Source organism: Streptomyces sp. A01, from assembly GCF_059026195.1.
The window spans coordinates 190946-214687 of sequence record NZ_JBWLKN010000005.1 but is presented as its reverse complement, the minus strand read 5'-3'; the positions used below and the strand labels follow the sequence as shown (position 1 = coordinate 214687).

The window sequence follows — 23742 nt, the reverse complement described above, 5'->3', positions numbered from 1 at the left end:
CCGCCCGTCCGTCTGACCGTCTGGCCTGCCCGCTGCCGGGGCCGGCGGCCGCAACCGGCCGCCGGGCTCCTCGCACCAGTCAAGGCACCGGCCAAGCGGATCACGCGCCGCGTGCCGCTCAGTGTGCTGCTCAGTCGTGCCGCTCAGTCCGCGATCGGCAGATACACCCGGTTCCCGGCCGCCGCGAACTCCTTGGACTTCTCCGCCATGCCCGCCTCCGCTTCCGCCTTCGTCGAGGCGTCGGCCGCGTCCATCGCTCCACCGTGATCCCGGCGGATGTCGTGCGAGATCTTCATCGAGCAGGTCACCCCCATGCACTACACGACCACCCGTGACGAGCACAAGGCGTTTAGACGAGCCTTCTCACCCAAGCACCGTCCTCACGCTCCCTTCTCCACAGCGTTCTTGACGGACTCCGCATCGTGGTCGATGTGATCGTTTCCCGTACACTCTCTCTTTCCAGGCCCGGCTTGAAGGAAGGGGACCCATGTTCACTTTCGTAATACCTGCTTATAACGAAGAGTCCACCGTGGCAACGATCGTTGACCAGGCACGCACAGCTGCGCAACCCGGTGATCGGGTACTAGTGGTTGACAGCGCCTCTACCGATGGCACCGCAGAGGAGGCAACCAGGGCTGGGGCGGAGGTCCTGCGCGGGCCGCGCGGGAAGGGTGCAGCGATGACCGCCGCTCTTGCCGACATACGGACCGAGTGGGTCTGTTATCTCGACTCCGACCTAGTGTCCTCAACCAACAACATTCCGGCCATGCTGCGTGAGGCGGCGGTGTCCGGTACGAGCGACCAAGTGATCGGCGACTTCGAGTACGACTATCCAGGAACCATTCTGAGTTCCACGTTCACCATATACGAACCCCTCACTGCTGAACTCTTCCCGGAAGTTGGCCCTTACGGCGCCAACTCTCTCGCGGGATACCGAGCGATTCGGACTTCATACGTCCAGAATCCGCTGCCATCCGACTTTGGAGTAGAATCATTTCTCAACATCTCGATCGCTCTCTCCGGCGGCAAGACTACTGTTTGCCATCTAGGCGTCATCGGTAGCCGTTTCCGTTACAACGGCGGCGCCATGGCCCACGAGATAGGCAAGACGATCCTGGACCTGGCCATCGCGCACGGCCGCCTGGCACCGGGCGAGCGTCCAGATTGGGATCAGTGGCTCGAAGAAGGCGTCCGTGCCCTCACTCTCCACGAGGCCGACAGCGGTCGATCGGCCACCCTGGCAAGGCTGTTCGCTGCCGTTCGCAGGCCCATGCCGTCCCGGGACCACGCCCGATCAGCCTGATACCGGGCCCTCCCGGCCGCAACCTCCACCGATCGCTCGCGCCTAGTGTCCGCGTCAAATGAGGCTCCAGAAACCCGCTCAGCAAGGCGTGAAGAGGCATTAATGCAAGCGTGTGACGGTGCCATTGCCCGCTAGGCCCAGAACACCGCCACACGTGACGCCAGTCTGCAATGGACAAGTACACCCGGTTGCCCGCGACTGCGAACTCCTTGGGCTTCTCCACCATTCCGGCCTCGGCCACGGTGGCTTCCAGGGCATCCGCCGTGCTCACGGCGGATGCCCTGCGAGATCTTCATCGAGGGCAGGTTCAGCCCCGAGTCACCATGCTTCTCAGCGGTTCGGTCGGCCTCGGGTAACAGACTGCGGAGCGAGAGCCGTCTCGCCGTTCCGGGCATATGCTGGGATCAGAGTGGAAGCGCGGTACTCGACGCCTCCGAGGGCTCGCCAGCTGGGGGCTCACATGGAACAGCTCCAAGCAGTACAGCAAGTGGACCGCTATGTGCATGAGAGGCGCACGACGGATCAGCGGTTTGTCGGCTGGGGTATTTACTTCTTCCTCCTGTCGTGGGTGACGCTGGGCATCTACGTGATCGTGATGTTCTACCGTCGACTCAACCGCGCCGATCTTTTCAGAAATCGCCGCAAGCACTACTACGACGCAGTCATCACTGCCTCGAAGCAGTACGCCGAAGAGCACGGCCAGTACAGCGCCAGCCACGACGACCTCAACGACCTGCAGCGCTTCGTCAATGAACGTTTCGAGGACCAGCACAAACCCATCAAGGCTGGGCTATCGCTCTTCCTGTCCTTCATCACGCTCGGGATCTATGGCTGCATCGCGGTCTATCGCCTGATGCGGTTCTGGTGGCAGATCCAGCTCACCGAGCAGGACTTCTACGAAAAGCTCAGCGTCGCCTGGACGAAGCTGGGCATCGTCCGGTACCCCGTAACCTTCGAGCCTGTCCCAACCTTGAACCGCGGCTTCGGAATGCACTTCCTTCTATCGGTCGTCACACTCGGGATCTACGCCATTGTGTGGGACTACCAGCTCCACACCGACCCGGAAAAGCTCTACCCCGATGTGCACTCCACCGAGGACACCATCCTCAACGCTCTGCGGAACGTCGGTCCGGCCCTCCCTCAGTAGCCACCCGCTCCGGTAGTCCGTACGACGAAGCGCCGTCCCAAGAAGCCGCAGCCTCCCGGAACGGCGCTCACCTGCGCTTCAGTCCGCGATCGGCAGGTACACCCGGTTCCCGGCCGCCGCGAACTCCTTGGACTTCTCCGCCATGCCCGCCTCCGCTTCCGCCTTCGTCGAGGCGTCGGCCGCGTCCATCGCTCCACCGTGATCCCGGCGGATGTCGTGCGAGATCTTCATCGAGCAGAACTTCGGGCCGCACATGGAGCAGAAGTGCGCCGTCTTCGCCGGCTCGGCGGGAAGCGTCTCGTCATGGAAGGCGCGGGCCGTGTCCGGGTCCAGGGCCAGGTTGAACTGGTCCTCCCAGCGGAACTCGAAGCGCGCGTCCGACAGCGCGTCGTCCCATTCCTGGGCACCCGGGTGACCCTTCGCCAGGTCGGCGGCGTGCGCGGCGATCTTGTACGTGATGACGCCGGTCTTCACGTCGTCCCGGTCCGGCAGGCCCAGGTGCTCCTTGGGGGTGACGTAGCAGAGCATCGCCGTGCCCCACCAGGCAATCATCGCCGCGCCGATGCCCGAGGTGATGTGGTCGTAGGCGGGCGCGATGTCCGTGGTCAGCGGGCCGAGCGTGTAGAACGGGGCCTCCTCGCAGATCTCCTGCTGAAGGTCGATGTTCTCCTTGATCTTGTGCATCGGGACATGGCCCGGGCCCTCGATCATCGTCTGCACGTGGTGCCGCTTGGCGATGGTGTTCAGCTCGCCCAGGGTCCTCAGCTCGGCGAACTGTGCCTCGTCGTTGGCGTCGGCGATGGAGCCGGGGCGCAGTCCGTCACCGAGCGAGAACGTCACGTCGTACGCGGCGAGGATGTCGCACAGCTCTTCGAAGTTCTCGTAGAGGAAGCTCTCCTTGTGGTGGGCGAGGCACCAGGCCGCCATGATCGAGCCGCCGCGCGAGACGATACCGGTCTTGCGGCGGGCGGTGAGCGGGACGTACCGCAGCAGCACACCCGCGTGCACCGTCATGTAGTCGACGCCCTGTTCAGCCTGCTCGATGATGGTGTCCTTGTAGATCTCCCAGGTCAGCTCCTCGGCCCGGCCGTCCACCTTCTCCAGTGCCTGGTAGAGGGGGACGGTGCCGATGGGGACGGGGGAGTTGCGCAGCACCCACTCGCGCGTGGTGTGGATGTTGCGGCCGGTGGACAGGTCCATGACCGTGTCGGCGCCCCACTTGGTGGCCCAGGTCATCTTGTCCACCTCCTCCTCGATGGAGGAGGTGACGGCGGAGTTGCCGATGTTGGCGTTGACCTTCACCAGGAACCGCTTGCCGATGATCATCGGCTCGATCTCCGGGTGGTTGACGTTCACCGGCATGACCGCCCGGCCTGCGGCGATCTCTTCGCGGACCACCTCGGGGGAGACGTTCTCGCGGATGGCCACGTACTCCATCTCGGGCGTGATCTCGCCCCGCTTGGCGTACGCGAGCTGGGTGACCGCCTGGCCGTCCCGGCCTCGGCGGGGCTGCCGGGGGCGGCCGGGGAAGACCGCGTCGAGGTTCTTCAGCCCACCGCGCGGCGAGGTGTGCTTGATCCCGTCGTCCTCCGGGCGCAGCGGGCGCCCGGCGTACTCCTCGGTGTCGCCGCGGCCGATGATCCAGTTCTCGCGCAGCGGCGGAAGCCCGCGGCGCACGTCGGTGTCGATGGTGGGGTCGGTGTACGGGCCTGACGTGTCGTACAGCGTCACGTCACGGCCGTTGGTGAGGTGCACTTGGCGCACCGGAACCCGGAGGTCCGGGCGCGAGCCCGCCAGATAGCCCTTGTGCCATCCGATCGTCTTCGGCTCAGCGCCGGACGGGGCGTCCGTGCTGTCCGCCTCCGTGGCGGCAGGCGTGCGTGCATCCTGAAAGGTCATGAGACCTACTCCCTACGCCGGCATTACCCGGTAACAGGTTCGGCGGTCGGCGCAGCCGTATCCGTGGCGGATGCCGGTGTTCACCGGCTGTCCCGTACGGAGATCAGCGCCCTCTCAGCCCGGTGCTCCGAGCTCCCGCGATTGCAAAGGTGCCACCACGCTAGCGGTTCCCCTGCCCCGGGGACTAGTGGGCCTTGCGATGATCGGTCCATGAGTCCCACCGAGCCAGGGCCGGAGCAGCGGCCACAGCAGCCCGCCGGGCAGCCGCACGCCGCCACCCCGCCGCCGTCTTCCGGGCAGCCGCCGGGCTCCGGCCACCCGCACCAGCACGCCCCGCCCCCGCCCGCTGGGCAAGCGGGTCCGCCTGCCCCCCAGCCCGCTCCCAGCACCGGGCACAGCACCGGTCACAGCCATGGCCACAGCCACAGCCATGGGCCCGCCGCGCCCGTTTCAGCGCATTTGCGCAAGGTCATCGCCGCGGTGCTGATCCCGTTCACGGTCGCGGTCGTCGCCGGGCTCATCGTGCTGTGGCCGGGTGGCGCACCCGGCCACTCGGGAACGTCCGGGCTCGGCTTCGACCGGCAGACCGAGTCGGGACAGGTGGTGCGGATCGACAAGGTGAAGTGCTCGGAGGTCGGCGCCCAGCCGCCGCAGCAGCCGCAACCCGGTGAGGAGCAGACCGGCGGGGCGAAGCCTCCGGCCAGGGACGAGACGTGCGAGAAGACGATCATCAAGGTCACCTCGGGCAAGGACAAGGGCCGCGAGTTCACCGAGATCGTGCAGCCGTCCGCGTCCCGGCATTACGAGAAGGATCAGAAACTGATCCTCGCGTACGCCCCCAAAGCACCCGAAGAACTCCAGTACTCGGTGTCGGATGTCGACCGGAAGCTGCCCATGGCACTGCTCGCCGGAGCCTTCGCTCTGGTAGTTGTCGCCGTCGGGCGGCTGCGCGGCCTCTTCGCGCTGGCCGCGCTCGCCATCAGCTTCGGCGTGCTGACGCTGTTCATTCTCCCGGCGATCCTGCAAGGCTCGAATCCGCTGGTCGTCGCCGTCATCGGGGGCAGCGCGATCATGCTGATCGCGCTGTATCTGTGCCACGGTCTGACGGCCCGTACCTCGGTCGCCGTGCTGGGCACACTGATCTCGCTGCTCCTCATCGGGCTGCTCGGCTCGTTGTTCATCGGCTGGGCGCATCTGACCGGCAATACCGACGACCAGACGGGCCTGGTGCACGGCCTCTACCCGGACATCGAGATCCAGGGCCTGCTGCTCGCGGGCGTCATCATCGGCTCGCTGGGCGTGCTCGACGATGTGACGGTCACTCAGACCTCGGCGGTCTGGGAGCTGAAGGAGGCCGACCCGGCGGCGAATTGGCGCAAGTTGTACGCGGCGGCGATGCGCATCGGCCGTGACCACATCGCCTCGGTGGTGAACACGCTGGTCCTGGCGTACGCGGGCGCCGCGCTGCCGCTGCTGCTGCTGTTCTCGATCGCTGACAGTGGCGTGGGCACGGTCGCGACCAGCGAGATCGTCGCCGAGGAGATCGTACGAACCCTGGTCGGCAGCATCGGACTTGTGGCCGCCGTCCCGGTGACCACGGCGCTCGCCGCGCTGGTCGTCTCCGCGGACCGCAAGCACGCGGGCGCGGTGGCACACACGGGAACGGGACCGGCGACGCCTGCGGGCACGGGTCCTGACTCGGGTCAGGGTGCGGGCGCGGCGTCGGCGGAGGGCGCGCAGCCGGTGCCGGGCGCAGGTCGGGGCGGGAGCGCCGTGGCGGGGCTGCGAGCGAGCGTGCCGGGCCGCGGCCGGGGACGGAGGAGGCGGGCGAAGTAGCGTTCAGGCAGTGCGCGAAGCTCCGCAAGCCACTACCCGGCGTAGCGATCCTGGGCGAGGATGTCGTCGAGCACCGCCTCCAGATCACCCACCGGATCACCGGCCGCCGCCTCGGCACCGAACGGAACCAGCCGGTCCGTACGGTCCAGAAAAGCCACCAGAGGTGCGGCTCCCGCGCGGAACAACGCTCCCTCGCAGCCGACTTGCAGCCTGATCAGCACATCCGAGAGTTCGTCGGGGGCGGCGGGAGTGATGTGGACATCGCCCTCGCCGGCCGGTCCGCTGAGTCCGTCAAGCAACAACTCCCTGGCGAAAGCCCAGTTCACAGGGGCGTCGCCGGGCAGGTGGAAGGTGAATTGCACGGCATAGGGATCGCAGCGGTCATATCCCAGCTCAACCGGGATTCGGAAGGACAGTTCCTCCGAGACGAGAAAGGTCATCGTCACCTCTGCCTGGACTGTGTCACGCATCGTTCGCCGCCCCGAGTCGGTGGGAATGGCCAGGTTTATACCCTCCTGGCCCTCTTGACGCCATCGTCCGCCAACACTCAGCGGATCACAAGGAGTGAGTGTTCAGATACTGATAGAGAACGACAGGGAGCCAATGGGCTCTCCGACTCTGGAGCGTAGCGAATCGACAGCGGGACGGAGCCGTTCCGCTTTATTCGAGGGGGCGGAAACCGCCAATGTCGCCGCTGCCGGACCAACGACGGACCAACGACGAACCAGCGAGGAGAGGAAACCCGGCGCGGTCCGTCCCCGGCGCGCACCCCTCCGGTTGACCGGTCGCGTGAGGACGGCGCCGGACAGCCGTCCGACGCCGCAGTACCGCCTCATCACGCACCGGGTACGGCGTCAGGGCACGCACCGTACAGCGGTCGAAGTGGTCGGCGCGTCACCGCTCGTCAAGGTGCGCGGGCGGGCGCTGACCGATGGCGTGCGCGTGTGCGGTCCGCCCGGCATCAACCCACTCCTCGATTACGGGAGCGCCGGGCGTGTCGGCGGTCGCGATCCCCTCCGCCGACTCCACCCGCGGCTCAGCCGGCGCTCACCAGTCGTCGCGGGACGACCGTGAGGAGGACGAGGAAGTGAACTTGCGTACGGCGTAGATCAGGCCGCCGACGATCGCCACGAGCAGCAGCACCCGGAAGAGCAGCCAGGCCACCAGGCCGACCACGCTGGTGATCAGACCGCCGAACACGAAGATGACGGCGATGGGCACAGCGACCCACTTCACCCACCACGGAAGGCCCTGGAGTATCCGCTTCGTGGCCACGTTCGCACCCTGCTCTCTACTCGCCCTGCTCGGTCTGTGTGACCGGGCCGATGCCGGTGGATTCCCCCTCGCACTCCCGATGCTAAAGCGGCAGGGAAGCGGATGGACGGGCGGCAGCCCCCGGAACTCCCTGACCGGTCCCCTACGGGACGAGAGGGCCGCGCCTCAGCCCACCGAGGGAGTCCCCGCCCGGGCCGCCGGGAGTTCCCGCCCGGGGCCGTCCGCCCTCGGGACGGCCCGGGGCACCAGGCGGGCTCAGGCCTCGGGAGGCGAGAAGACCACCATGATCCGCAGGTCCTCGGCGATGTGGTGGAACTTGTGCGGGACGCCCGCGGGCACGTAGACGACGCTGCCGCGCGCCACCGACGTCGTCTCCATGCCGACCGTGACCGCCGCCCGGCCGCTCACCACCAGGTACACCTCGTCCTGGCCGTGCGGCTGCTGCGGGTCAGTGCTGCCCGCGTCCAGTGCGTACAGCCCGACGGACATGTTGCGCTCACGCAGGAACTGCAGGTACGCGCCGTCATTGGCGGCGCGCTCCGCCTCCAGCTCTTCCAGCCGGAACGCCTTCATCCCGTTTCCACCCCTTGCTCGGCCAATCTGATCTGCAACGATCTCACCCATGAGGAATTTCGTAGTCAAGACGCTCGCCAACGCGGCGGCCCTGGCAGTCGCCATCTGGCTGCTCAAGGACATCACCCTGACCGGAGAGAACACCGGCCGCAAGACGCTCACCCTGATTCTGGTCGCCGTGCTCTTCGGCCTGGTGAACTTCGTCGTCAAGCCGGTCGTCAAGTTCTTGTCGATCCCGCTTTTCCTCCTCACCCTCGGGCTGATCACCCTGGTCATCAACGCGCTGATGCTGTTGCTGACCTCGTGGCTGGCCGGCAAGTTCGACCTGAGCTTCCACGTGGAGGGCTTCGGGGCGGCGGTCGTGGGGGCCTTGATCATCTCCATCGTCTCCTGGGCACTCCACCTGGCCCTCCCCGACGACAGGGACTGACGCCATGACCGGCACCGGAGACCACAAGAAGGAGGCCATCGGCCGGTCCAGGGCCGCCGGAGGCACCGGGCCCGCCGACGCGCCCACCGGTCCCGGGACCGAGAGACAGCCACCCGCGGCGCCCGGCGAAGCCGACGCGTACGGGGACGGCACCCGGTCCGTACGGGCGGGACTGCCCGAACCCGAGGCGTACGAGCCGACCCTGCCCGGGCCGGTCTTCGCCGCCCACTACCACCTCCCCGCCGACGCGGACCCCCTGGCCGGTCCTTACACCTACGGCCGCGACGCCAACCCCACCTGGACGCGGCTGGAACAGGCCATCAGCGAGCTGGAAGACCCCGTCAGCGCGACGGCGGGAGAACCAGCCGCTGACGGGCACCCGGCGGGCGCCGCAGCCGAGACCGTGATCTTCGCGTCAGGGGCCGCCGCCGTCTCGGCCGTACTGCTGTCCCAGCTGCGCCAGGGCGACGCGGTCGTGCTGCCGTCCGACGGATATCACCTGCTGCGTGCGCTGCGTACCCGCCTGGAGAGCTACGGCATCGAGGTCCGCACCGCTCCCACCGGCGGTGACGCCCAGCTCGACCTGCTCGACGGCGCCAGGCTGCTGTGGCTGGAAACACCGTCCAACCCCGGCCTGGACGTCTGCGACATCTCCCGACTGGCGGCCGCCGCTCACGAACGCGGCGCGCTGGTCGCCGTCGACAACACCCTGGCCACCCCGCTCGGCCAGCGCCCCCTCGGACTCGGCGCGGACTTCGCGATGGCCAGCGGCACCAAGGCACTCACCGGCCATGGTGATCTGCTGCTCGGCTATGTCACCTGTCGGGACCCGCGGCTCGCCGCGGACGTACGGGCCTGGCGCAAGACCGTGGGCGCGGTCCCAGGACCGATGGAGACCTGGCTCGCGCACCGCTCCCTCGCCACGCTCCAGCTGCGCGTCGACCGCCAGGCGTCGACCGCGCTCGCCCTCGCGCAGGCCCTGCTCGACCGCGCCGACGTGACCGGCGTGCGCCACCCCGGCCTGCCCGGCGACCCCGCGCACGCCGTCGCGGCGCGCCAGATGCGCCGGGGCCGGTACGGGTGCGTGGTCTCCTTCCGCCTGCCCGACCGCGCCCACGCGGAACGCTTCCTGGGTGCGTTGCGGCTCGTGGACGACGCGACCAGCTTCGGCGGCGTACGGTCCACAGCGGAGCGCCGCGAGCGGTGGGGCGGCGACGCCGTACCGGAGGGCTTCATCCGGTTCTCCGTGGGCGCCGAGGACCCCGATGACCTGATCGCGGACGTACGGCGGGCACTGGACGCCGCGCTCAACGCCGCGCTGAACGCCGCGCCGGGCGAGCGCTGAGAGTGCCGCCGGGCGGGGCGGCCGGGTGGTGCGCCGGACGCGCTCTGGACGCGTACCGGACGTGCGCCCGGCGCGCACCAGGCGCGCACCGGGCGTCACTCCGGACAGGGCCCGAGTGGACGGCTCGCGACGGCGGAGGCGGGAAAACGGGCCGGAAGGCGGACGGCGCGGGCACGGCCGCAGGCGGTCGGAGTACGCGAACGGGCTGGCAGAGCCTCCCCCCTCGTGGCTCTGCCAGCCACGGCCCCACCCCCCGGGGAACCGCGAAAGCCAGGCTAGTTGACTCTGCGTCAGTGTCCAATCACCGTAGTGACATGAACCTATCGACATATTTATAGTTGTTGAACCGCGGGGCAGTTGGGGTGAGAGGAATCCATGGACTTAGCCCTGCTACGTACCTTCGTCGCGGTGTACCGGGCCGGTTCCCTCACCCGGGCCGCCGCCCTACTCGGTCTCTCCCAGCCCGCCGTGACAGGCCAGCTCCGCTCCCTGGAACGCCAGCTGGGCCGTCCCCTGTTCATCCGGGGTGCGCGCGGTGTCACCCCGACCAACGCCGCCGACGAACTCGCGCACAGGGTCGCCCCGCACGTCGACGCTCTGCTGGAGGTCACCGAGTCCCACGACGACGGCGAAGCCGCCCACCGCACCCTGCACCTGGGGGGACCGCCGGAGTTCACCGCGCTGCGCGTGCTGCCCGCGCTCGCCCCGCTGATCCTCGAAGGGCTCACGGTCCGCACCACGTTCGGCAGCGCGGAGGAGCTGTTCAGCGGCCTGTCCATCAGCCACCACGACCTCGCGATCACCACGGCCCGGCCGCGTGGACGGCTGCTGAGCGCCACCCCGCTGTGCGACGAGGAGCACGTACTGATCGCGGCTCCCCGCTGGGCGGCCCGGCTCGGCGCCCCGCTGCTGAGGCCGGGCGGCGGCCCCGCCGTCCTGCGCCAGGCACTGGAGCCGGTGCCCGTCGTCGAAGTACACGAGAGCCTGCCGCTCGTCACCCGCTACTGGGCGGCCGTCTTCGACTCCCCGGTCACCGTGACGGGCACCGTCATAGCGCCTGACCTGCGCGCCGTCCTGGCCTGCGTGGCGGCGGGCGCCGGGCTCAGCGTGCTCCCCCGCTACCTGTGCATGGACGCGCTGGACCGGGGAGAGGTGGTCGCCCTCCTCGATCCGCCGGTGCCGCCGCTGCGGACCTATTTCCTCGTCCTGCGGACCGGCACCCTGGCCCTGCCGCACCTCGCGCGGGCGCACGAGTGGCTGCTGCACGCGGCCGTCGACTGGTGAGCGCGGCCGGGCCGCCGGAAAACTCACGGCGGGCAGGCCGTTTCGCGGGGTGTCACTCGCGGCAGATCTCCCCTATGACCGAACGACCAGTGGTCAAGCGCACCGCCCGCGCCATTCTGCTCGACGGCGACTTCGGCCCGGGTGACACTCCCCAGCTGATCCTGATCAAGCGGACCAAGCCCGGCGAAGCCCCGTACTGGATCACTCCAGGCGGCGGTGTCGAACCGGAGGACGCCACCGTCATCGACGCGCTGCACCGCGAGGTGGACGAGGAACTCGGCGCGAAGGTCACGGACGTCGTCCCCGCCTTCGTCGACACCGTCTCGCACGACGCCATCCCCCAGCCACCGGGCGCCCCGTGCGGCGTGAAGATCCAGCACTTCTTCGTCTGCCGCCTGGAATCGATGGACCTCGCCCGGCGGCACGGCCCCGAGATCGACGATCCCTGCGGCGAGTACGACGTGGTGCGCGTCCCGTTCACACGCGAAGGCGTCGCCTCGGTCGAGGTCGTCCCGCCGTCACTGCGCGCGTACCTCGACGCGAACATCGAGGGCGTACGGGCGCTCCTCGCGGTCGACCTCGGTTAGCCGACGCGGAGGCGCACGCGGCGTAGGCGTGCCCGGGCGGACGTCAGGCGAACCAGCCCCTGAAGGGCTCCCGCTCGCCCTCCGGAACCGTCACACGCTGCCGCGCCCGGGCCAGGACGCGTTCCGCGGCCTCCTGCCAGGCGTCGTTGTCGGCGGTGACAGGAGCGGGCGCGGGGAAGGGAGGGGCCGCGGGCGGCAGGGCGGTGGGGGCCTGCGTCGCGGCCGGGACCGGCCTGGGAGGGGAAACCGGCAGGGGAGGGGCGACCGGCGGGGGCGGGGCGGCTGGCGTGGCGGTGGGTGCCGGCGTCGCGGTGGGTGCCGGCATTGGGGGTGGGATGTGGGGCCCGGATGGCAGGCGGGACTCGCCCTCGCGGGAACGAGCGGCCGCTCCGAAGAAGTCACCGCCCTTGCGCTTGGTGTCATCCGTCCCCCAGGCCCGGTCCTCGGCGTGCGTCCGCGGCGGCACCTTGGCCAGGTGGGGAATGTGCTTGGCGCAGTGGATATACGTTTCCTCGACCGTGACCTCCACCCACATCACCGCCCGGCGGCCTGGCACCGGGTCGACGGGCAGGTACGGGCGCTCGGCGCGCATCACCTCGTCGGCCACCAGCCGCGCCCGGCCGTTGACGTGCAGACCGATCCGGTCCTGCAGGAAATCGATCAGCAGAATGCCGACGTGCGGATTCGCCTCCACATTGGCGAGACTGGCGAATACCCCGTTCCCCCGGTACTCGGGATAGGCGAGCGTCCGCTCGTCGAAGACCTGGAGAAATCCGGGTGAGCCGGCCCGGAACGTGTTGTCACACCCGCCATTCGCGTCCGAGGTCGCCAGGAAGAACATCTCCTGGCGCCGGATGAACTCCCGCATGCGCGGATTGAGATAGCCGAGCACTTGCTCGTCGTAGAAACGATCCGCGCGCTTCCCGGTGCCAAGCCGCTGTTGCAGCAGACGCTCGCCGGCACTTCCCGCCACCGGAGTCCCAGGATTACCCGGCACGGGATCAGGCGCGGACGCGGGAGCCCAACGCGGTTGACGCCGCCGGCGTTCACCCTCGCTCTCCACCGCGGTGCAGGTACCAGCCCCGCCTCCGGCCGCGGTTTCCTTCCCCGCACCGGCCGCCGCCTCAGCTTCTGCCGCGGCTTCCACTTCGGCTTCGGTTTCAGCTCCGGCTGCCGATCCGTATGTGCTCTTGGTTTCTTCCACAGTCCTGTGTCCTCATTCGGTCCGCATCCCCGCGTTTCCTAATCCGCCGCCGCGACCAGTTCTTCGATGGAGTCGTGGCGTATGCGATGGGCCGGAATCCCGATACCGCGCAGGGTGGTCACTCCACTGCGGATCAGTCCCGGCGGCCCTGAGAGATAGGCGTCGTACGCGTTCCACGGCCCGTACCGCATGACCGCGTCCGGCAGTTGGCCGCTCAGCCTGTGGGTGGGCCCGTCGGAGACGACGGGCCGGACCGAAAGCCACGGGTGGGCGCGCTCCAGCCGGGACATGGTGTCGATGTCGTAGAGGTCGTCGTCGCTGCGGGCACCGTAGAAGACCTCGACGGGGCGCTGCCGCCCGTGCACCGCCACGTCCTCGACCAGTGCCTTGATCGGCGCGATGCCGGTGCCTCCGCCGAGGCACAGCAGCCCGTTGTCCGTGTCGTGGTCGACGACCATCGAACCGGCGGGGGAGCCCAGACGGATGACGTCGCCGGGCTGGGCGTGGTGCACGAGCGCGTTGGAGACCCAACCGGCCGGCACGGCCTTGACGTGGAAGGACAGCAAGCCGTCCGAACGGGGGGCCGAGGCGAAGGAGTAGTGCCGCCAGACCCGGGGCCACCAGGGCGTCTCCAGGCTGGTGTACTGCCCGGCGAGAAACGGGTACGGCTGGTCGGGGCGGACGGTGACGACGGCGATGTCGGGGGTGCGCAGCTCGTGCGTCACCACTTCGGCCTGCCACCAGGCCGGGGCGTGCAGTTCGTTCTCGGACGCCGCGTCGATCATCAACTGCGAGATCGTGGTGTACGCCCGCACCCAGGCCGCCTCGGTCGCTTCGCTCCAGCTGTCCGGCGCGTACCGGGCCAGCGCGCCGAGCAGGCACTCACCGACCGCCGGGTAGTGCTCGGCCAGCGTCCCGTACTTACGGTGCCCGCGCCCGAGATGGCCGAGGTACTCACCGAGTATCTCCGGCTCGTCGGCATGCTTCGCGGCGGTGAGCAACGCCTTGAAAAGCCGGTCCCGCTGGGCGTCCATCGCAGCGGGGAAGAGCTCCCGCAGGTGCGGGTGGCCGACGAAGAGCAGTGCGTAGAAGTACGACGTGACCCTGTCGGATATGGGCTCGATCTCGGCCATGGTCCGCCGGATGAGCTGCGCGTCGGGGGAGGCGGGGGTGGGGCTGGCGGTGGGGCTGGGCGGGCTGGCGGTGGGCGGGCTGGGGGTAGCGCTGGGGCTGGTGTTGCTCGTGTTGCTGGTGCTCGTGCTCGTGTCGCTTGCGTTGCTGGCGCTGGTGCTCGTGTCGCTGGCGCTGCTGGCGCTCGTATCGCCGTGGCTGGTGCTTGCGCTGCTGCGGCTGGCGCCGGTGCTGCCCCTGGAGCTGGCGTTGTCCCTGGAGCTGGCCCCGTCCCTGGAGGTCGAGTTGCCCCTCGGTTCGGCGGGCCTCTGGTGTTCCGCTGTGCCGGGGTCGTGCCGGGCGGCTCCGCCGGTCTGACGCTGAGGGGGAACGGAGTCGCCACGCCGCCCCTCCGGTCCGGTGCCGGGCTCCGGGGCCCGTACGAGCTCCGCTCCGCGAACGGACTCCTGCCCGTGTGCGGGCTCCGGACGCCGGGGGCCGGTCGCGGCGGCGGGCTCGGGTGCGGTGGGGGGCGCCGGAGCGGTGGGCGGCGCCGCGCCACGTCCGGGCGGCGGGGTGCGCTCCGCGCCCGTACCGACCGGCCTGATCGCCGCGACGGGGCGGCTGGGAAGACGCCGGTCGCCGGAGCCGAGACGCTGACCGCTCGCCGCGACCTGGGCGGCACGGGCGGCCGGACTGTCCGTCGCCTCGGTGGCCACCGAGGGGTCGTTCTGCACGTGCTCCGGGTGCTGTGCGTGGTCCGGGGACTGCGTGTCGTCCGGGTTCCGTACGTGGTCCGGGTGCCGGTCCTGGGGCTGAGCCTCGGGAACCTGTCTGCTCGGGGTGAACCAGCCTCGTTCACCACGGTGGCCGCCGGAGCCGCCGGACTCGCTGTCGTCGGCCGACGTGGTGGCCGGAGCGTTCATGGTTGCCTCGCCTCGAACATCTCTCTGTCGGTCTTCCGTCAGTCTTCGTCGGTCATCACGCTGCTGCGTAGGGCGGTTGCCCTCCAATGCGAATCCGGGCCCCGTCATTTCCGCTGGCAAGCCACCACTTCGGCGGCTCCCTCACCTCGGGCGGCCTTTGCCACATGCCTCATACGACGTCTGCCACGCGATCTCGTACGCGCTCGGCCATGACTCCCGCCACCTGACCCGCACGGTCTGTCGCGCGGCTTCTCATACGGCCTGCCCCACAGTCCCTCGCGTGGCATTGTGCGTGGATCTCCGTCGGTCAGCCTGACAGCACCCGCCACCCGGTCGGGTCAATAGCCAGAACTCCCCATCACCGCACTTCCGTTCCCGATAAGCTGAGTTCCCCGGTATGACCCGGTGATCTCTGTCCGGTAGTCGATCGGGGTTGACCATACCCGCCCCGGATAAATGCACAAGGCCTGTGCCCGAGGCCCGCGCCGCGCCCGCTTGCCGTGCAATTACCGCTGGTTACCGGCCAATTCGTACGCCGCGCGAAGATCGCTCCCCACGTACGTATATGAGGCGAGTCCCCGCAGGTGTCGATCAGCGTTCACCGCTACGGACACGGGCAGGGCGGCGAACAGGGCGGCGTCCGACATGGAGTCGCCATATGCCACACATTCCGACCTGGCCACCCCGAACTTCTCACATAGTTCATCCGCGATCTTCACTTTCGCGGCGGGGTTGAGGATGCCGGTGGGGTTCACCGGCTCGCGAAACGGCACCGCCGGGAAGCGCGAGCCGTACGTGGCGTGGGCGCCCCACTCCAGGAGCCGCCGCACGAAGAAGTCCGGCGAGAGGGAGATCACGGCACACCGTTCACCGCGTGCCGCGATGTCCGCCCACACCTCGCGAATCCCGCTCAGCCAGGGCGCGCCGTCGAACGCGGCCGCCACCTGCTGCTCCGTGAGCTCCGCCCACAGCTCCCTGACGCGCAGAGCGAACTGCGGCGGCCCCAGTCGCTGCCGCGCGAACGCCTGCTCCAGCTCGATGATCTCCCGCTCCAGGCCGAGCTGCCGGGATATCTCGACGGGGGCTGCCGAACCGTGGATGAGGGTGCCGTCGAGGTCGAACAGATGGAGTCTGGTCATAGGGTCCGAGCGTAGGGGCGGACCGAGCTGTACGGTCGGGCCGTCCCCGCGGGGCCGGTCGGCCGGGACGGCCCACCGGCCCGTTCCACCGGGCTACGGGAACGCAGCCCTGATACAGCGCGGAGGTGTGCCCCGTCAGGGGCGCGGGGAACTGCCCGACCAGCCACGACGCACCCGCGGTCCGGTGACGCACAGGCAGGGGCCCCCTCAGGCAGGGGCTCCCTCCTCACCACGGTCCGCCGGACACGGCCTGGGTTTGTCCCCAGCCGCCGCCCCGTCGCCAACCCTGTCACCACACCGGCCGCAGCGGCGGGAGCCCGTCGCCTGCCATGCCCCTGATGAGGCGCGCCAGCTCGCCCCGTAGATACGTCAGGTCCGCGCCGCCGACGCGTTCGGCGAGTTCCGCTTCGAGCGTGCGCATCACCCGGCCGGCCACCGCCAGATGCTCGTGGGCCGCGTCCGTCAGCACCACAAGCTTGCGGCGACCGCCCGCCGGGTGCGGGTCTCTGCGGACGTAGCCGCGCTTTTCCAGGTCGTCGACGATCTGGCCCGCCGCCTGCTTGGTGACGCCCAGCCGTTCGGCGAGCTCGGTGCTGGTGGCGCCCGCGCCGCGCAGGACCTGGAACATCAGGCCGTGGACGGGCCGCAGCTCGGCGTATCCGGCGTCGGCCACCCGCCCCGTGAACTCGGTGAGCAGGAGCTGGAAGGCCATGCCGAGGAGGAAGGTCAGTTCGGCGTTGGGCAGCTGATCGTCGCCATGCACGGAATCCATCACGGAATCCATGGTGACACGCGCGAGTCAAGCTGCTTTACTTGCCATTGTCGGCGAATAAAGCAGCTTGACTCACGTACCGGGAGACGAGAAGCCATGCATGTCATCACGTCGGAACAGGCCCGCACGACCACCACCCCCAACGCCGTCATGACGACCCTCGCCGCGCCCAGCCTGGGCAGCACCGAACTGAGCACCTGGCAGGTCCGCATGGCGCCGGGCGCGGGCGGGCCGAACCACTCGATGGATCGCGAGCAGGTGTGGATGGTCACCGGCGGGCTGCTCATCGCCACCGTCGGCGACCACGAGGAAACGGTGAGCGTCGGCCAGACGCTGATCGTTCCGGCCGGTGCCGTACGACAGTTCCGCACGACGGCGGACACCCCCGCCGAGGTACTGGTCGCCATGCCGGTCGGTGGCCGCGTCCTCGTACACCCCGACGGCGAGGCGCCTGGTGCGGGCGCCCAGGCGGCCACCGGTCAGGCGGCGGGCGCCGAGACCCAGGGGAGTGCGGACTCCCGTCCGCTCCCCTGGGCCGAGTAAGCGCGACCCGATCCTCTGCCATACCCCCGCGCCACGGGTCTCCGTCGGCGCCTCGTCCCGCCGGGTGGGCACGGCCGGAGCGCGCGTCAGCCGCGCGCGAGGTCTTCCGTGGTCGCCCGGGTGACCCCGCCCGGCACGTCACCCGACGCACCAGCCACCACACCACCTGAGACCTCAGCGCCCGACACATCACCATCTGACACCTCACCCGCCGCGCCGCCGGACACGCCGCCTGACGCGACGATCCGGCTGCCGGCACCAGCACTGGCCCCGGCCCCGGCACCCGCACCCGCACCCGCACCCGCACCGACACTGGTCCCAGCCCCGGTTCCCGCCTCAGCACCAGCGACGGTGCGGCGTTCCAGTGCCGCCGAGAGGAGCGCGATGCCCAGCGCCGACCCGGCCAGCGCCGCGCCGACCAGGTTCGGGCTGGTGTAGCCGAACCCGGCGGAGATCACGATGCCGCCGAGCCACGCGGCGAGCGCGTTGCCCAGGTTGAAGGCGGCGATGTTGGCAGCCGAGGCGAGGGTGGGCGCGGCCGCCGCCTGGTCCATCACGCGCTTCTGCAGCGGCGGTACGGTCGCGAAGCCGAACGCCCCGATCAGGAACAGGGTGACCGCCGCGCCGACCTTGTGGTGGGCGGTCAGGGTGAACAGGGCGAGGACGGCGGCGAGCCCCGTGAGACTGACGTAGAGCATGGGCATCAGGTGCCGGTCCGCGTACCGCCCGCCGACCAGGTTGCCCGCGAGCATGCCGACGCCGAACAGTGCCAGCAGCCACATCACACTGGACTCGGCGAACCCGGCCGTCTCCGTCATCATCGGCGTGACGTACGTGATGGCGGCGAAGACACCGCCGAAGCCGAGGACGGTCATCGCCATGGCGAGCCACACCTGCGGGTTGCGGAAGGCTCCGAACTCCTTGCTGAGCTGGGCGGCGGCGGGCTCCGGGCGGGCCGGAACCAGCCTGGCGACGCCGAGCACCCCCAGCACACCGAGCCCGGCCACGGCGTAGAAGGTCGCACGCCAGCCCTCGCTCTGGCCGAGCAGGGTCCCCAGGGGCACACCGATCACCGTGGCGAGCGTCAGGCCCGTGAACATGGTGGCGATGGCTCCGGCCCGCTTGTCCGGAGCGACCAGGTCGGCGGCGACGACCGAGCCGACTCCGAAGAACGCGCCATGCGTGAACGAGGCGAGCACGCGCCCGGCCAGCAGCACGCCGAACGCGGGGGCGATCGCCGTGAGCACATTGCCCGCGATGAACAGCCCCATCAGCATCAGGAGCATCTGCTTGCGGGTCATCCACGTGCCGAGAGCCGTCATGATCGGTGCGCCGAGGACGACACCGAGGGCGTAGCCGGTGACAGCGAAGCCAGCGGTCGGGATGGACACCGCGAACTGGTCCGACACCTCGGGCAGCAGCCCCAGAATCACGAATTCAGTGGTTCCGATGCCGAACGCACCTATTGCCAGAGCCAGGAGGGCAAGCGGCATGACGGACCCCTTCACAGATGTTGCGTACGACCTTTACGGGCGCCGACAATAATTGCAGACGCCTGCTACTTGCAAGCGCGGTCTATTTCGTTCGTGGCCTACCCTGGTCGTACGACACCGAAGGGGGCGTCTCATGGCACACCAGGCCGACACGGCACCGGCTCCAGAACCGGTCCCGGCGGCAGCCCCAGCACCGGTTGCCGCAACGGCCCCGGCACCCGGCTCCGCACCGGACCAGGGACAGGCCGAGGGCCGACCCGCCACGCCGGACGGTGTGAGCCAGCCGCCGAGCCGTGCCCTGGCTCAGGGATGGTGCGCCCTCTCCGCGCTGCACAGCCGCATCGAGGCACACGCCGAGCGCGCCCTCCAAGCGGCTCACGAGCTCAGCGTCCGCGAGTACTCGGTGCTCGACGTGCTCAGCGACCAGCACGACGGCGACGGCGGCCACCTGCGGATGAACCAGCTCGCCGAGGTCGTCGTCCTCAGCCAGAGCGCCACCACCCGCCTGGTCAGCAGGCTTGAGGACCGTGGCCTGCTGGTCCGGTTTCTCTGCGCCACCGACCGCAGGGGCATCTACACGGACGTCAGCCCCGCTGGCCGGAAACTGCTGGAGCAGGCGCGCCCAGTCCATGACACCGCGCTCCGCGAGGCGCTTCAAGAGGCGGAGAAACGCCCCGAATTGGCGCCATTGGTCGCGGTGGTCCGCTCCCTGGGGCCGACGCCGAGCCGGTCCTGACCACCGCGTAACCTCCCGATCATGAGCGATTTCGGGATACGTGACGAGCGTGGTGCCGGGCGGGCCGACGAACCCGGCAGGCCTGACGGGGCCCCTGAGACACACAGGGCGGGGAAAACACGCGCGGCGGAGGAGACACGAGCGGCGGCCGAGACGCCCGTGGCGGGGGAGATGCCCGTGGCGGGGGAGTGCGTGCTCCGGCTCGCCGGTCCTGCCGACATCCCCGCTATTGTGGCGATGCTGGCCGATGACGCGCTCGGCGCGCTCCGCGAGTCCCCGGGCGACCTCACCCCGTACCGCACCGCCTTCGACCGGCTGGCGGCCGACCCGAACCAGCGGCTGCTGGTCGCCGAGCGCGACGGCCGCCTGGTCGGCACCCTGCAGCTCACGTTCATCCCCGGCCTGTCGCGGCGCGGCGCGACCCGCTCGGTCATCGAGGGCGTACGCGTCCACTCCGACGAGCGCGGCACCGGCCTCGGCACCCGGATGATCGAGTGGGCCATCGACGAGTCGCGCCGCGAGGGCTGCCAGTTGGTGCAGCTGACCTCGGACGCGACACGTATCGAAGCTCACCGCTTCTACGAGCGGCTGGGTTTCGAGGCTTCCCACCTCGGGTTCAAGCTCCCGATCTGACCACTCAGAGACCGCTCAGGGACCGTTCCGGGGCCGTTCCGGGGCCGCGCTCACCGGCCACTCGCCGACCGCCCACCGACCGCCCACCGACCACTTAACGAGTGCTCAGAGCGTGTCCAGGTCGATGGCGTCGGCCATCACCTGGTAGCCCGCGTCGTTGGGGTGCTTGCGGTCCCCGCTGTCGTAGGCGGGGTTCAGTGCCTGCGGGTCCTCGGGCGCGGCCAGGGCATCGGCGAAGTCGACGTACGCGTCGAACTCACCCGACGTACGAATCCACTCGTTGATCACCGCGCGCTTCTCCTCGGCGCGCGGCGTGTGGTACTCAGCACCCTTGAACGGCAGGATCGTCGCGCCGATGGCCTTGACTCCCCTGGCATGCGCGCGGGCGATGAGCTGACGGTAGCCGTCGATCAACTGGTCGGCCGAAAGCTGCGGGTTCGGCTTGTACGTGGGGATGTCCACCTCGCTGAACCCGATGTCGTTGAGCCCCTCGAAGATGATGACCGAGCGCACTCCGGGCTTGTCCAGCACATCCCTGTCGAACCGGTCCAGGGCGGCATCGCCGTACCAGGCCGAGTCGTTGAGCAGCAGGTTGCCGCCGATACCGGAGTTGAGGACCGGACGTGGCGTGCCCGCTGCGGCGAGCCGTTCGGCGAGCTGGTCCGGGTAACGGTTGTCGGCGTCACCGGTGGAGCCGAAACCGTCGGTGATCGAATCCCCGAAGGTGATCACCGTGTCCCGGCGCGCCGGGCCGCCGCCGGTCAGCTCCACATCGGAGAGGTAGTACCAGGAGTTGGTGTGCTCGCCGAAGGCGGCTGAGCCGCGATCCGACCGGTGGTCGCCGGGCGCGCGGTAGCTCTTGGCGTACGCCTGCGAGTGGAAGGTCGAGGGGCCGGTCGCTTCGGCGAAGTACAGCGTCACCGTGACCGACTCGGACGCCTTGACCCGCAGCGGCGCCGCGTCGCTCGCCACCTCCCCGCCGACCGGGACCTCCACCCGCGCACGGTGGCCGAACGTCAGCTTCCGCAGCGTGCCCGGTCGTACGGAGGCGCCCCCGCGCTCGCCGCGGCGTGCGATGGTCGCCCCCGCGACCTTCAACGGCTCGGTGCCGTACTGGTTGGACAGCTTGATCCGGGCAGCCGTGCCGCCCCCGCTGACCCGCACGACCTGGCGGACGGTCTGGTTGTCGAAGCCCTCCTCCGCCCAGTTCTCCTCAAAGCCCGAACTGGGCCGCTGCACGGGCGCCGCCCACCCCGCTGACCAGGTCGTTCTCGCATCGGTCCGGTCGGCGACCGCGCCCGCGCCGCGAGTTGCCGGGCTGGCACTGGCAACCGTCGCGGCGGCCAGTACGGCGGTGAGGGTGAGGAGGGAGGTGCTGAGCTTCAGGGACGTGAAACGGTTGGTCGTCTTGGCCGTGTTGGTTGCCTTGGCAGCCTTCGTCGTGTTGGTGGTGATGGTCGGGCTGGTGGTGATGGTCGTGTTGGCGGTCTTGGCGGTGCGGTGCGGATTCATGGCAGGTGCTCCGTGGTTCCGTGGTCGATGCGCTGGCTCGTTGAGCCGGTGAGCCGCCGAGTCGGTGACTGGACGACCTGACAACCTGACGGCTCGGCGACTCGGCGGCTGGTACTCGGTGGGCCGGTGGGGCTTGCTGCGCCTGTGTGGCCCGTTGAGACCGAGCTTGCTGCCTGCATAGACCGCCACCCAGACCTCGGTGCCGCGTACGCACGCGGGTCGTACCACTGCCAGGGTCAGGCTGCGCGGCCTATCCGGCATCGACCTGCGCTCGGGGCCTCCCAGGCCGTCAGGCTCAGGGGAAGCAGCCCTGGCGCAGCTCTGGGGCGTGCCCCGTCAGGGGCGCGGGGAACCGCGCGACCAACCACGACGCCCCCGCGGTCCGCGACGCACGGACAGGGGTCCCCCCCTCCCCGGCACGATCCGCCGGACGCGGCTGAGTCCTTCACCGCATCACCGCATCACCGCATCTCACGCCTCCCCCGGCCCCTCGGCCCTCCAGCCCTCGCCCTCCGTCCCCTCGCCCCCTCGCCCTTCGCTCAGACCGCGCGCCAGCCCTCCGGGTCGAGCCAGCCGGGTACCGGTCCCGACGGCTCGTACGGCGCGCGCGTGAACACGAAGGACCCCAAGTCCAGATGGGTGGGGACCGGCCCGGTCTCGTGGGCGGTGTCGGCGGTGTCGGCGGTTTCAGCGGTGTCCGCTTCGGCGCGCACCACGCGCAGCGTCTCGCCCGCGTAGTAGCCGTCAAGGCCGGTCCAGGTGCCGTCCGGTTCCGGGCGGAAGCGCGAACCTCGGCCGGCGCCGTTGAGCGGGCCGAGTTCCAGTGCGCGGTCAGCCCGCAGCCGCAGCGCGAAGGCGTGTGTCCCCCAGTACCAGGGTCCGGTGAGGGCCAGCAGTTCCGGGTCGACGCTGGGCAGCGGGCGCCACGGTGCGGGGACGGTGGGCTCGTGCTCGGCGACGATCCGCACCAGGTCCGCGGCGACCGCGCCGACCAGCGGTCCTGAGGTGGCGTTGGCGAGGGCGATCCCGGCGAGGCCGTCGTCAGGGCTCACCCACAGGGTGCTGACGAATCCGGGCATGGAACCACCATGACCGAAGAGGAACCGGCCGTTCCTGCGGGCCAGTTGCAATCCGAGGCCGTACGCGTCATCCCATACGGGCCCCTCGGGGCCGGTCGCCGGGCGCCGCATCTCGGTCAGCGTCTCCGCGCTCAGCACGCGGTCGTCACCCTCGGCCAGGAACGCGGCGAAGCGCGCCAGGTCCCCCGCCGTAGACCACAACTGCCCCGCAGGCCCCATACGGCCCGTATCCTCCACAGGCTCGGCCTGCATCACATCCGCCCACGGATGCACCGCCCAACCGCCCGCGTGCGGTGCCTGGGGAAGGCACGTCGTACGGTCCAGCCCCAGCGGCACCAGCACCTCCCGCCGCAACGCCGCATCCCACGACTCACCACGCAGCTTCTCCACGATCGCGCCGAGGAGCGCGTAGCCGGGATTGGAGTAGTGGTATCTGCGCCCCGCCGGGTGCCGCAGCGGCCGCTCATCGAACACATCGGCCAGCTCCGGACGCAGCTCACCCGGCGTGCGCTCCCACCAGGGGCCACGCGCCTCGGCGGCCAGACCGCTCAGGTGGGCCAGCAGCTGTGCGACGGTCGCGTCACCGGCGGGCGTCTCCCCCAGGTGCTTGCTCACCGGGTCAGCGAGATCGAGCAGTCCCTCATCACGCAGCCGCATCACCAGCACCGCGACGAACATCTTGGTCAGCGAGCCGATGCGGTACTGCGTGTCGTGGTCGGGGACCTGGTTGTCCAGCATGCTCCGCGAGGCCGACCACACCAGTCGCCCATCCCGCATCACCGCCCCCACCAGCGAGGGCGCCCGCCCCTCGGCCTGCCCCACCGCGATGCGGTGCAGCAGGGCGCGGCGCGTACTGGGAAGCAGTTCGTCAAGCGGTGCGGTCATGGTGCTCCTCATCGGTCGTCGAAGCGGCGAG

22 protein-coding genes are annotated in these 23742 nt (G+C 69.8%); 10 read left to right on the top strand and 12 right to left on the bottom strand.

What is annotated here, in order from left to right:
- Window positions 1–143: 143 nt before the first annotated feature.
- Window positions 144–296, bottom strand: a complete 153-nt coding sequence (locus tag AC5P1B_RS08835; RefSeq protein WP_493886203.1) for a thiamine biosynthesis protein ThiC — start codon at window positions 294–296, stop codon at window positions 144–146.
- A 191-nt stretch (window positions 297–487) separates the two neighbouring features.
- Here AC5P1B_RS08835 and AC5P1B_RS08830 point away from each other — a divergent pair, with 191 nt between their 5' ends.
- Window positions 488–1303: a glycosyltransferase family 2 protein gene (locus AC5P1B_RS08830; RefSeq protein ID WP_493886029.1), complete on the top strand. Its 816-nt coding sequence runs from the start codon at window positions 488–490 to the stop codon at window positions 1301–1303.
- Window positions 1304–1790: 487 nt separating this feature from the next.
- Window positions 1791–2450 (top strand): DUF4234 domain-containing protein, encoded by a 660-nt coding sequence (locus AC5P1B_RS08825; RefSeq protein WP_493886028.1) that lies wholly within the window; start codon window positions 1791–1793, stop codon window positions 2448–2450.
- A gap of 78 nt (window positions 2451–2528) precedes the next feature.
- On the opposite strand, the gene thiC is transcribed toward AC5P1B_RS08825, so the two are convergent.
- Window positions 2529–4349 (bottom strand): phosphomethylpyrimidine synthase ThiC, encoded by a 1821-nt coding sequence (thiC, locus tag AC5P1B_RS08820; protein WP_493886027.1) that lies wholly within the window; start codon window positions 4347–4349, stop codon window positions 2529–2531.
- A 210-nt stretch (window positions 4350–4559) separates the two neighbouring features.
- Between thiC and AC5P1B_RS08815 the strand changes: the two genes are divergently transcribed.
- Window positions 4560–6185: a YibE/F family protein gene (locus AC5P1B_RS08815; protein ID WP_493886026.1), complete on the top strand. Its 1626-nt coding sequence runs from the start codon at window positions 4560–4562 to the stop codon at window positions 6183–6185.
- A gap of 32 nt (window positions 6186–6217) precedes the next feature.
- On the opposite strand, the gene AC5P1B_RS08810 is transcribed toward AC5P1B_RS08815, so the two are convergent.
- From AC5P1B_RS08810 to AC5P1B_RS08800, 3 genes are all read right to left on the bottom strand, one after another.
- Window positions 6218–6655: an SsgA family sporulation/cell division regulator gene (locus AC5P1B_RS08810; RefSeq protein WP_493886025.1), complete on the bottom strand. Its 438-nt coding sequence runs from the start codon at window positions 6653–6655 to the stop codon at window positions 6218–6220.
- A gap of 577 nt (window positions 6656–7232) precedes the next feature.
- Window positions 7233–7460 (bottom strand): DUF5326 family protein, encoded by a 228-nt coding sequence (locus tag AC5P1B_RS08805; RefSeq protein ID WP_493886024.1) that lies wholly within the window; start codon window positions 7458–7460, stop codon window positions 7233–7235.
- A 255-nt stretch (window positions 7461–7715) separates the two neighbouring features.
- Window positions 7716–8033 carry a cupin domain-containing protein gene (locus AC5P1B_RS08800; RefSeq protein WP_493886023.1) on the bottom strand — a complete coding sequence of 106 codons (318 nt, stop codon included), beginning with the start codon at window positions 8031–8033 and terminating at the stop codon, window positions 7716–7718.
- Window positions 8034–8082: 49 nt separating this feature from the next.
- Between AC5P1B_RS08800 and AC5P1B_RS08795 the strand changes: the two genes are divergently transcribed.
- The 4 genes from AC5P1B_RS08795 to AC5P1B_RS08780 all read left to right on the top strand — a co-directional run bounded on the left by AC5P1B_RS08795 (window position 8083) and on the right by AC5P1B_RS08780 (window position 11679).
- Window positions 8083–8463, top strand: coding sequence for a phage holin family protein (locus AC5P1B_RS08795; protein ID WP_493886021.1), 381 nt, complete (start codon window positions 8083–8085; stop codon window positions 8461–8463).
- A 4-nt stretch (window positions 8464–8467) separates the two neighbouring features.
- Window positions 8468–9808, top strand: coding sequence for a cystathionine gamma-lyase (locus AC5P1B_RS08790; protein WP_493886020.1), 1341 nt, complete (start codon window positions 8468–8470; stop codon window positions 9806–9808).
- Between the two features lie 375 nt (window positions 9809–10183).
- Window positions 10184–11092, top strand: a complete 909-nt coding sequence (locus AC5P1B_RS08785; RefSeq protein ID WP_493886019.1) for a LysR family transcriptional regulator — start codon at window positions 10184–10186, stop codon at window positions 11090–11092.
- A gap of 74 nt (window positions 11093–11166) precedes the next feature.
- Window positions 11167–11679 (top strand): NUDIX domain-containing protein, encoded by a 513-nt coding sequence (locus AC5P1B_RS08780; RefSeq protein ID WP_493886018.1) that lies wholly within the window; start codon window positions 11167–11169, stop codon window positions 11677–11679.
- 43 nt (window positions 11680–11722) lie between these two features.
- Here the strand turns inward: AC5P1B_RS08780 and AC5P1B_RS08775 are convergent, their stop codons facing one another.
- From AC5P1B_RS08775 to AC5P1B_RS08760, 4 genes are all read right to left on the bottom strand, one after another.
- A complete protein-coding gene (locus tag AC5P1B_RS08775; protein ID WP_493886017.1) occupies window positions 11723–12652 on the bottom strand; it encodes a pyridoxamine 5'-phosphate oxidase family protein in 930 nt (309 codons plus the stop codon).
- Window positions 12653–12921: 269 nt separating this feature from the next.
- Entirely contained in the window at window positions 12922–14919 is a 1998-nt protein-coding gene (locus AC5P1B_RS08770) for a globin domain-containing protein (protein WP_493886016.1), read from the bottom strand.
- A 506-nt stretch (window positions 14920–15425) separates the two neighbouring features.
- Window positions 15426–16058 (bottom strand): HAD family hydrolase, encoded by a 633-nt coding sequence (locus AC5P1B_RS08765; protein WP_493886015.1) that lies wholly within the window; start codon window positions 16056–16058, stop codon window positions 15426–15428.
- A gap of 289 nt (window positions 16059–16347) precedes the next feature.
- Window positions 16348–16830 (bottom strand): MarR family winged helix-turn-helix transcriptional regulator, encoded by a 483-nt coding sequence (locus AC5P1B_RS08760; RefSeq protein WP_493886014.1) that lies wholly within the window; start codon window positions 16828–16830, stop codon window positions 16348–16350.
- A 96-nt stretch (window positions 16831–16926) separates the two neighbouring features.
- On the opposite strand from AC5P1B_RS08760, the gene AC5P1B_RS08755 reads away from it, so the two are divergent.
- Window positions 16927–17373, top strand: coding sequence for a cupin domain-containing protein (locus tag AC5P1B_RS08755; protein ID WP_493886013.1), 447 nt, complete (start codon window positions 16927–16929; stop codon window positions 17371–17373).
- 86 nt (window positions 17374–17459) lie between these two features.
- Here AC5P1B_RS08755 and AC5P1B_RS08750 read toward each other — a convergent pair whose 3' ends face one another.
- On the bottom strand, window positions 17460–18866 hold the full coding sequence (locus AC5P1B_RS08750; RefSeq protein ID WP_493886012.1) for an MFS transporter: 1407 nt from the start codon (window positions 18864–18866) through the stop codon (window positions 17460–17462).
- A 274-nt stretch (window positions 18867–19140) separates the two neighbouring features.
- Here AC5P1B_RS08750 and AC5P1B_RS08745 point away from each other — a divergent pair, with 274 nt between their 5' ends.
- Both AC5P1B_RS08745 and AC5P1B_RS08740 read left to right on the top strand, forming a co-directional pair.
- Complete coding sequence (locus AC5P1B_RS08745; protein WP_493886011.1) at window positions 19141–19602, top strand: MarR family winged helix-turn-helix transcriptional regulator; 462 nt, start codon at window positions 19141–19143, stop codon at window positions 19600–19602.
- 171 nt (window positions 19603–19773) lie between these two features.
- Window positions 19774–20235, top strand: a complete 462-nt coding sequence (locus AC5P1B_RS08740; protein WP_493886192.1) for a GNAT family N-acetyltransferase — start codon at window positions 19774–19776, stop codon at window positions 20233–20235.
- 105 nt (window positions 20236–20340) lie between these two features.
- Here AC5P1B_RS08740 and AC5P1B_RS08735 read toward each other — a convergent pair whose 3' ends face one another.
- Together AC5P1B_RS08735 and AC5P1B_RS08730 are read right to left on the bottom strand one after the other, a co-directional pair.
- Entirely contained in the window at window positions 20341–21747 is a 1407-nt protein-coding gene (locus tag AC5P1B_RS08735) for an SGNH/GDSL hydrolase family protein (RefSeq protein WP_493886010.1), read from the bottom strand.
- A 539-nt stretch (window positions 21748–22286) separates the two neighbouring features.
- On the bottom strand, window positions 22287–23711 hold the full coding sequence (locus AC5P1B_RS08730) for a serine hydrolase domain-containing protein (RefSeq protein ID WP_493886009.1): 1425 nt from the start codon (window positions 23709–23711) through the stop codon (window positions 22287–22289).
- Window positions 23712–23742: the final 31 nt, after the last annotated feature.

Coding starts and splice junctions, on each gene's coding strand:
- AC5P1B_RS08835 (WP_493886203.1), bottom strand. CDS start 296: ATGAAGATCTCGCACGACATCCGCCGGGATCACGGTGGAGCGATGGAC.
- AC5P1B_RS08830 (WP_493886029.1), top strand. CDS start 488: ATGTTCACTTTCGTAATACCTGCTTATAACGAAGAGTCCACCGTGGCA.
- thiC (WP_493886027.1), bottom strand. CDS start 4,349: ATGACCTTTCAGGATGCACGCACGCCTGCCGCCACGGAGGCGGACAGC.
- AC5P1B_RS08815 (WP_493886026.1), top strand. CDS start 4,560: ATGAGTCCCACCGAGCCAGGGCCGGAGCAGCGGCCACAGCAGCCCGCC.
- AC5P1B_RS08810 (WP_493886025.1), bottom strand. CDS start 6,655: ATGCGTGACACAGTCCAGGCAGAGGTGACGATGACCTTTCTCGTCTCG.
- AC5P1B_RS08800 (WP_493886023.1), bottom strand. CDS start 8,033: ATGAAGGCGTTCCGGCTGGAAGAGCTGGAGGCGGAGCGCGCCGCCAAT.
- AC5P1B_RS08795 (WP_493886021.1), top strand. CDS start 8,083: ATGAGGAATTTCGTAGTCAAGACGCTCGCCAACGCGGCGGCCCTGGCA.
- AC5P1B_RS08790 (WP_493886020.1), top strand. CDS start 8,468: ATGACCGGCACCGGAGACCACAAGAAGGAGGCCATCGGCCGGTCCAGG.
- AC5P1B_RS08785 (WP_493886019.1), top strand. CDS start 10,184: ATGGACTTAGCCCTGCTACGTACCTTCGTCGCGGTGTACCGGGCCGGT.
- AC5P1B_RS08780 (WP_493886018.1), top strand. CDS start 11,167: ATGACCGAACGACCAGTGGTCAAGCGCACCGCCCGCGCCATTCTGCTC.
- AC5P1B_RS08770 (WP_493886016.1), bottom strand. CDS start 14,919: ATGAACGCTCCGGCCACCACGTCGGCCGACGACAGCGAGTCCGGCGGC.
- AC5P1B_RS08765 (WP_493886015.1), bottom strand. CDS start 16,058: ATGACCAGACTCCATCTGTTCGACCTCGACGGCACCCTCATCCACGGT.
- AC5P1B_RS08760 (WP_493886014.1), bottom strand. CDS start 16,830: ATGGATTCCGTGCATGGCGACGATCAGCTGCCCAACGCCGAACTGACC.
- AC5P1B_RS08755 (WP_493886013.1), top strand. CDS start 16,927: ATGCATGTCATCACGTCGGAACAGGCCCGCACGACCACCACCCCCAAC.
- AC5P1B_RS08750 (WP_493886012.1), bottom strand. CDS start 18,866: ATGCCGCTTGCCCTCCTGGCTCTGGCAATAGGTGCGTTCGGCATCGGA.
- AC5P1B_RS08740 (WP_493886192.1), top strand. CDS start 19,774: ATGCCCGTGGCGGGGGAGTGCGTGCTCCGGCTCGCCGGTCCTGCCGAC.
- AC5P1B_RS08735 (WP_493886010.1), bottom strand. CDS start 21,747: ATGAATCCGCACCGCACCGCCAAGACCGCCAACACGACCATCACCACC.
- AC5P1B_RS08730 (WP_493886009.1), bottom strand. CDS start 23,711: ATGACCGCACCGCTTGACGAACTGCTTCCCAGTACGCGCCGCGCCCTG.